Source organism: Paenibacillus sp. Soil522, from assembly GCF_001428245.1.
In the GTDB taxonomy this organism is placed as follows: domain Bacteria; phylum Bacillota; class Bacilli; order Paenibacillales; family Paenibacillaceae; genus Pristimantibacillus.
Genome location: NZ_LMRV01000102.1, coordinates 1 through 3,776 on the forward strand (window position 1 = coordinate 1; position 3,776 = coordinate 3,776).

The 3,776-nt window shown below is 44.1% G+C and carries 5 protein-coding genes and 1 pseudogene; 2 read left to right on the plus strand and 4 right to left on the minus strand.

The genetic code is table 11. The annotated features are described in order from the left end of the window. Positions 1 to 359: 359 nt before the first annotated feature. From ASG81_RS28045 to ASG81_RS28055, 4 genes and pseudogenes are all read right to left on the minus strand, one after another. On the minus strand, positions 360 to 911 hold the full coding sequence (locus ASG81_RS28045) for a hypothetical protein (RefSeq protein ID WP_056642616.1): 552 nt from the start codon (positions 909 to 911) through the stop codon (positions 360 to 362). A 240-nt stretch (positions 912 to 1,151) separates the two neighbouring features. Continuing rightward, positions 1,152 to 1,622 carry a GNAT family N-acetyltransferase gene (locus ASG81_RS28050; protein WP_056642621.1) on the minus strand — a complete coding sequence of 157 codons (471 nt, stop codon included), beginning with the start codon at positions 1,620 to 1,622 and terminating at the stop codon, positions 1,152 to 1,154. An 84-nt stretch (positions 1,623 to 1,706) separates the two neighbouring features. Next, positions 1,707 to 1,868 (minus strand): annotated as a pseudogene (locus ASG81_RS33335) (hypothetical protein); the annotation flags it as partial. A gap of 192 nt (positions 1,869 to 2,060) precedes the next feature. Then, the gene (locus ASG81_RS28055) at positions 2,061 to 3,152 is read right to left on the minus strand and encodes a tyrosine-type recombinase/integrase (RefSeq protein ID WP_056642625.1); all 1,092 of its coding nucleotides are present in this window, start codon (positions 3,150 to 3,152) and stop codon (positions 2,061 to 2,063) included. 163 nt (positions 3,153 to 3,315) lie between these two features. Here ASG81_RS28055 and ASG81_RS28060 point away from each other — a divergent pair, with 163 nt between their 5' ends. After that, complete coding sequence (locus ASG81_RS28060) at positions 3,316 to 3,567, plus strand: AbrB/MazE/SpoVT family DNA-binding domain-containing protein (protein ID WP_056642628.1); 252 nt, start codon at positions 3,316 to 3,318, stop codon at positions 3,565 to 3,567. After that, positions 3,564 to 3,776: type II toxin-antitoxin system VapC family toxin (locus tag ASG81_RS33340; RefSeq protein WP_327205199.1), on the plus strand; the 213-nt coding region annotated here is incomplete at its 3' end. The genes ASG81_RS28060 and ASG81_RS33340, both read left to right, overlap by 4 nt.

Below are 3,776 nucleotides of genomic sequence, written 5' to 3' on the forward strand. Positions count from 1 at the left end.
CAAATTTATTTTTCATTACGTTTGCTCCTCAATAGTTATTTTAACTGGAAACCAAAAACGCCATTAAGTTAGAAATCATCAAAAAAACGCATTTCCCCCTCTTTTGTTAGACGTTCAGCTCAAAGAATAGGTTCCAATTTTTATGATGTGGCTGCACTATATGCCTGTTAGCTCAACGAGGCTGCCGTTTCGTTTCATGCGGCAGCCTCGTTCTGGTGATTGTTAAGCTATAGTACCCGTTAGCGTAATGAATGGTTATTTGTTAATGAGAATAGTTCTGTTTAAGACCAAGGTTTAAACATCTGCCAAGCAGAAGTACAAGCATTTTGTCTCGGCATGATTTCTTCACGTATGATCCCCTACTTCACCGTGATCATCGTATAGACGCTTTCGTTATAGTGACTGTCAACAACAGATTCATCAAGCGAAAATAAGCAGACTGCCTCAATCAAATATTTACCAGGGGACAAAATGAGTTCTTTCTCGTTATAAAATTCTCGCCAAAAATCCGCCTTGGGGTCATTATTACTGTAGCCGCCACTCTTCGCAAAAGGGTACACAACCGTCTTGTCCTTCAACAGCTTTGTTGCCGTCAGTTCCAACGTAGTTGCTCCCTCCATATCAAAATCCAGACCGTCAGTAATTCGGAATCCTATAATCGTATGGCTGCCCCAAACGGTGAACGAATCTCCGTCTCCGATGTATGTCAGACTGGCGGTATACGGGATTGGTTCGTCGGCCGAAAAAGTAGTCTTCTCGATATTCAGCTTCAACTCGAACAGTTCGTCCCGGTGCACAAGCTTCGGGTTGTTCATGCGCTCCAGTACGTCCGCGTCGACTTCCTTTTTCCGCTCCATACTTCCACATGCTGTAATCAGTAGTACAAGCAGGAATACAACTCCGACTCTCATGGTATTTTCCTCCATTGCGTATGGCCTTATCAAGGATAGACGCGATGAGTAGGGGAAAGGTTACATCGATGGTCGGAACTCAAGAAAAATCCACGCAATCCTGCCAAAAAGCTTAAAGGCGCTCGTTTTTTGCAAAGCGGAAATTTAACGCTCTACAGGAATGCTATCGTAACCCGTTTTTAATCAATTTCAATCAGGATGCAAGAAGATCTCGTTAGACGTAAGATATAAAAGATAATGTTATAGAACCTTCTCCATGTGAATTCCAGCAATGTATTCACCTGACGGTTTCAATCTTAAAGAGATATCGAATGGTTTAAATCCATGCTTTTTATAGAACAAAATTCCTCTTGTATTCGTATTATGACATACAAGTTTTAGCCGCTTTACGTTCAATTTTAGTATTGCAATAGATTCCATCGTTCCAATCAGATATTGAGAAGCCCCTTTTCCTCGATAATCAGGGGATACAATAACATTGCCTAGCCAGCAAGACTCGCCATCATGTTCATAGAAGTTTGCGTAAGATACTACTTCATTGTTATGTAAAATAATTGTTGGTTCCAATCTATTTTTAACGGCCTCTGTGATTTGTTCTGGTGTTAAAGGGTATACCCCTTTTGGAAACATAAAATATAATTCCTCTTCGTTTTGCGGAAAAGAGCACAAGGTTTTAAGATCACTTGGTTGAAGAGACCGATAAGTATACATGTTTATCCTCCGAGATTAATGAATGAAGATGATTAAGTATACTTTCTTGCCCGTCATTCAGTTTCCTTCTTTTTGTTTTCAACTATCCTGCCTTTTCGTATTAGGCTCATAGATGTAAGTAACCCGGGCGAGCCCTTTGGCGAGTTCCATCTTCGCAACCGATTTGCCTTCCTTTTCACAAAGCTTCTTTATATCGACATTTGCCGGGCACGCGGGAAGATAAACATACGCCAACAGGCGATCGTATTAATCACGGCCCGGCCAAATTCAAGGTCCAATTTACCTGACCGCATACGGTGAGAGATATGGCAATAACCGCCGATAACATACACAAAAAAAATTTAAAAACCACTAGTTCTTCTGTCAACGGGGTTAATTATAAATGGTTTTAATTATAAACAATATTATGAAATATTCGCCATTCTCACTGATCGAGTACTATAACTTTTCAACAAACCCCGCAGACGTGGCTTCTGGCGGCCTCGTATAAATCGTTAAATATCGTTTATTCCGGTGCCGCAACAGCCGCTCCAAATCTTGCTCCGTCACATCCGGATGTTTCGCTAATTCATTGGCAAAGGTATGGCGCAAGTCATGCGGACGCAGCGGTGAAAGGTGGCGATCCGGATCTTTCAGCTCTGCATCATGCCATTTACCGATTTGCTCCAAGATGCGGTTAATGGAACGAGGATACAGCCGGCCATCTATTTTTCGAGCTGGTGTTCCTTTCGCACTTAAGAACAAGGCAATCGTTTCCTCCGCATGATCCAGATGCCTTTCGAATTCCAAATAATCGGCCAGGGCAGCCCTTGCATCGGCCGACAAGTACTCGGTTCCTTCCGTTTTTCCCTTTCCGCGTATCCGGACGATCTTTGCACTGCGAGCTGCACGCAGCTGCACAGGGTCACTAGGTTCGACTTGATCCAAGTTCAGATTCACCAGTTCCTCCCGGCGCAGCCCCGTCGAAAGCAGGACGTAAACGATCGCCCGATCGCGCTGCGGGCGCGCGTGCGTTTTGAGTTCCATTTTCCCCTTCATTCGGCGCCGATCCTTTTTGAGATGAAACCGTTCGAGCCGATCACAAATATTTTTGAGGGTCACGATCTGCTCGGAAGTCAGCGTCCGCGGCTTAGGATCCGGCAGCATAATCTCCCGGATCCCTTTGGTCGGATCTTCCGGCAGAAGATGCGGCACACGAACCCGAAGCCATTTCATAAACCGGGACAGTGCGGCCTGGTGATTGTTCACGGTGGCCGGCGCATATCCCCTCCCTCCTTTTTCAGGAGGATGATACAGCTGCTCGAGCCACGCCGTAACATCCCGTTTCACGACTGCCGTTACTTTTTCATAGCCGTACCGGTCCCGAAAGAAGTCAATGAACCGGCTCAGCTGCAGCTCAATCTTTTTTTCGATATCTCGCTTCCGATCCCCTATTATTTCCATCTCGATGTAGCGCGCTTTCCAAACCGTCAATCGGTCCTCTTCCGGGTCATAAATCGAAAAATTCTTCCGTGTCGTGTTTTGTCTCACTTAGCGGCCTCCTTGAACGTCCTTTTCTACCTACTATAGCACAATTAAGAGCACAGAAGAGACATTCTGTGACGTGTTTTGTCTTCCGGTTTTAGTGTTGGATTAAATCACCATAAGTGTGATAAAATAAACAATAGTAAGACGAATCAAAGGACGGTGTGATATGGAGAATATTTTAAAGCTGGAAAGCGAAATCCGGACGAAGTATCAGATTACAATCCCTGAGGAAATACGCGTGAAAGCAAAATTGGCAGTTGGCGATAAACTGTTATGGCAGTATGATGAGGTTCGCGATGAGATCATTGTGATGCCAAAACCGAAATCATTCTCAGACAAACTTTGGGGACTTGGAAAAGAGTTATGGAAAGATGAACCAAGTGATGATTATGTTCGGAAGGAGAGAGAAAATTGGTGAATACCTCCTCCCCCTCTTCTTATAAGAAAATCGCGTTGGACACGAACATATTTATTTATGTGTTTGAGCAACATCCTGAATTTGGTGAGAAAGCGAAGTGGCTACTCGAACAAATTGAGGAAGGAACGTATTCCGCAGTTGCTTCAACTATTTCATTAACCGAAATCCTTGTGAAACCGATTCGGGAAGGGAACTTGGCTCTAGAGAAG

Excerpts from the sequence above, each read along its gene's own strand:
- ASG81_RS28045 (WP_056642616.1), bottom strand. The coding sequence starts at position 911 with ATGAGAGTCGGAGTTGTATTCCTGCTTGTACTACTGATTACAGCATGT.
- ASG81_RS28050 (WP_056642621.1), bottom strand. The coding sequence starts at position 1,622 with ATGTATACTTATCGGTCTCTTCAACCAAGTGATCTTAAAACCTTGTGC.
- ASG81_RS28060 (WP_056642628.1), top strand. The coding sequence starts at position 3,316 with ATGGAGAATATTTTAAAGCTGGAAAGCGAAATCCGGACGAAGTATCAG.